Annotated in this window: 6 protein-coding genes; 1 reads left to right on the top strand and 5 read right to left on the bottom strand. The window is 63.7% G+C overall.

The window, feature by feature from the left end:
• Positions 1-88: 88 nt before the first annotated feature.
• The 3 genes from BGIM_RS0144550 to BGIM_RS0144540 form a co-directional block, all read right to left on the bottom strand.
• The gene (locus tag BGIM_RS0144550; RefSeq protein WP_020476061.1) at positions 89-418 is read right to left on the bottom strand and encodes a hypothetical protein; all 330 of its coding nucleotides are present in this window, start codon (positions 416-418) and stop codon (positions 89-91) included.
• Positions 419-564: 146 nt separating this feature from the next.
• A complete protein-coding gene (locus BGIM_RS55895) occupies positions 565-801 on the bottom strand; it encodes a hypothetical protein (RefSeq protein WP_029631994.1) in 237 nt (78 codons plus the stop codon).
• Between the two features lie 208 nt (positions 802-1009).
• On the bottom strand, positions 1010-1543 hold the full coding sequence (locus BGIM_RS0144540) for a S1 RNA-binding domain protein (protein WP_020476059.1): 534 nt from the start codon (positions 1541-1543) through the stop codon (positions 1010-1012).
• A 249-nt stretch (positions 1544-1792) separates the two neighbouring features.
• On the opposite strand from BGIM_RS0144540, the gene BGIM_RS0144535 reads away from it, so the two are divergent.
• Positions 1793-2137 carry a hypothetical protein gene (locus tag BGIM_RS0144535; protein WP_020476058.1) on the top strand — a complete coding sequence of 115 codons (345 nt, stop codon included), beginning with the start codon at positions 1793-1795 and terminating at the stop codon, positions 2135-2137.
• Positions 2138-2273: 136 nt separating this feature from the next.
• Here BGIM_RS0144535 and BGIM_RS59440 read toward each other — a convergent pair whose 3' ends face one another.
• Positions 2274-2846, bottom strand: a complete 573-nt coding sequence (locus BGIM_RS59440; protein WP_029631990.1) for an SMI1/KNR4 family protein — start codon at positions 2844-2846, stop codon at positions 2274-2276.
• A gap of 190 nt (positions 2847-3036) precedes the next feature.
• Positions 3037-3218, bottom strand: a 182-nt coding sequence (locus tag BGIM_RS67635) for a hypothetical protein (RefSeq protein WP_238537836.1), incomplete at its 5' end; no start/stop codon positions are given.

Raw genomic sequence — 3218 nt, 5'->3', positions numbered from 1 at the left:
GGACCGAGTCTTAAACCCGCCGGATGCCGTCGCTCCACCGCCGAACGACCCGGTTCAGGTGCCGGGGCCGAAGCGGCTGACATCAAGTTTATGATGACTGAGGTCCCCGGTCACCTGCAACGTCTTGTTCGGCCTCTGATGTTACGACCACGACCAGCCCGAACTCCACTGCGAGGTGGCTGACGACCGCCCTTGCGGCACCGCCTTGTGCCGCCAGGTGGACGACTCGTTTCCCCTCGGAGTGGGCGCTCACCATGCTGGCGTCCCGCCGCGACTCCCAGACCGAACTACCGACGACGAAGTTGAGGTAGTGCCAGTCGTCCGCGGGCAGTCGGCCCCATAGGGCGTCGGTCAACGCCTCGCTGCGGGCGAACGACGCCCACCCGCCCGCCGGAGAATACTCGATCCAGTCGTCCATGTGCCTCCGCCAACCGTGACTCTCTGCTGCCGAACGACTCAGCTTACCAGCCCGGCCGCAATCTGGAACCTCATCACGTCCAGAACCAATTCATGCGGCCGGCTCTGGTGCAGCGCCTAGTTCGGCCTACCTTTGCGGGCCAGTGGCTACAGCCGCAGGTGAGCAGCCACGACTGCCGCCAGCACGTCCAGCGGGACCGAGCAGGCGTCCGGGTCGCTCCAGCCGAACGTGACCCGCGCACCGCCCGGCAGTACCTCGACGCCGTACACGTTGTAGTTCATCGACCACTCGGCGACCCGCCCACTCTGAACGTCCCAGACTGCTTCCGGCAGTTCGGCCGCGTTGTCCGGCAGTCCGGCCAAGTCCGACAGCAGCGCCTTCACCCACCTCTCGCCGTCGGTTACGTCGTCAGGTGGAAGCCACACCACACCGGAGACCCTCCGAGGCCGAACGCCAAAGTTCACCTGCGGGGCGGGCTGCGTGGCCGTCAACCATGGAAAGCCGTCATGCCCGCCACGTCAGGTGCAACGGTTTGTTCGGTGTTCTGACGTCGTTCGCATCAACCCTGCTCCCGCTATGCTTGAGTCGCTACTAAGCCGGAGCAATTTCGATCGACATTTGTTGGACATCGACCTTCGTAATGCGCCAGGCGCCGGACCATCCGATGAATGCCTCGGGATCGGAAAGCACTCCTGGACGAACACGCTCGTCCGGGAGGAACACGTTCACGCCGATGTCCACCAAGAATCCACCCTCGATTCTGCGGGTGACCCGCCCCGAATGGATGTCGCCCGGTTTTGCGTTCGCCACAAACTTCCACCCTGGGTCCCGCTTGGTGACGCGAACGCGGACGCGCGCGACTGTTAGCGGCCGGTCACCGACCTCAAAGTCATCTTCAACGATGACAGGGAATTCGTCGCCCACTTTTGGGGGCGAGTCGCCGTCTTGCCAGGCGGAAAGAGGCAGCGCCGATTCGAACTTGAATCCGATATCCAGCCACATGACATTGTTGTCAATGCGGACCACACGCGCGTTGCGGACGTCTTGCACGGAGCGGGCCAAGGATTCAAACAGCTTGTCTGCCACATCATTACTTGGCGCGGCAGCATCGGCATCGTCGTTCATTCTGCCTCCGCCGCCGAACGCCCAAGTTCAGTTGCCGGCGCCGGAGTACCTGCACTCCTGTCACCGCGACAGCGGTCGCCGGTCAACTGCAACGACTTGTTCGGCCCGAAACCCTGTTCCCTTCGTCCGGCGACCATCACCGGACGAAGTGTTTTGTCGTTCACCATTCTCAACCCGCTTCACCCATCGGCACCGACGACTTTACCCCAATACCCGACCAACCGGCTGGCGCTTTCCGAATCCGCGCCCATGCTGCCGAACGCCCAAGTTCAGTTGCCGGCGCCGGAGAACCCCCGGCCATTTCACCGCGACACTGGTCGCCGGTCAACTGCAACGACTTGTTCGGCCCGAAACCTTGTTCTCTCCACCGGTGACCGTCACCGGGCGAAGTGCTTTGTCTTTCACCCTTCTCAACCCGCTTCGGCCAGCGGCACCGACGACTTTACCCGATACCCGACCAACCGACTGGCGCTTTCCGAATCCAAGCCCATGCCGCCGAACAACCAAGTTCAGCGGACCGCCTTCAACGATCTCAGCCAAGCCCCGATGGCTGAAGGGCGGGTCCGCTGCAACGCCTGGTTCGGCGTGGCCTAATCAATCCAACAGGTTCCAGCCTCAAGGGACAGAGCCCTTTCGCCATCGACTCGGACTTGACCGGGGACGCCTCGGAAGCGCAGATACCGCACGCCTTCCAGCACGTACTCGTGCGGCTCGACCGCGATCATGTCCTTCACCTCGCGCAATGGCGGTCGTCGGGCGACCATCGCCCGGAGGAGTTCATACTTCCGGAGGCCGAATTCGACCCGGTCCAGCCAATCACCGAACCACTCGCCAACGGCTTGCAGCGCATCAACTCATTGCCCGGCCCGGCGTCGACCCACATCGTCCCCGGTTGCGGCCCATTCACCTCGATGAACCATTCGATGGCGCAACCGGAGGTGGATATGGTCATCAGTCCCGGGAGTCGCCACAACGGGTCGTCATCGGCCTCCGGCCACTCGTGCGATTCGGTCAGCGGGAACCGCTCCCCGACGTGCGAGGCGTCCATCGTGCGGAAGTCGTAGAGCCCGTAATCCGGCCCGGCCCCGCCGGCGCCCATCACGGCGAGGAACGTGCGGTAGTCGGGGGGAATCGAAACCCCGTGGGCGGCCTCGCACGCGTTCAGGTGGGGCTCGGCCACAGGCGGGAGGAGTTCGTACTTGTGTCCCTTGCTGCCAAACACAAGCTCCAAGCGGGGATCTGCCTTCTGGAACGCGGCGACCCTCGCTTTTGCTCCGCGCCAGTATGCGGCATCCTTGGCCATGCTGGTCCTCTGTGGCCGAACCCCAAAACTCAGCCGCCGGGGCACGGCGGCTCAAACCCATGTGACAACGACGGAGGCCCCGGTCGGCTGCAGTGCCTTGTTCGGCTGCCCACACCTCTTGACAAACCCGGCAACGACTCCGACCGGGTGGCTGCGGCCAACCCACTCCGACCATCGACACGAAAGACTCTCACCCCGACGCCCGAACCGATGGCGACCATCTCTGGCCCTCGGCGCCAGAAACGGCGACCATCGAACTCAAACGCGGCGGAAACCCGCTCTTTCCATCGACGCCGGAAACCTCGACCATCTCACCCGAACCAACGACAACCATCTCTACCCATCGGTTCGGACGACTATCCGGGCTGTCTT

The organism is Zavarzinella formosa DSM 19928, assembly GCF_000255705.1.
GTDB classification, from domain to species: Bacteria; Planctomycetota; Planctomycetia; order Gemmatales; family Gemmataceae; genus Zavarzinella; species Zavarzinella formosa.
This window is presented reverse-complemented; position numbering and strand designations above follow the sequence as displayed.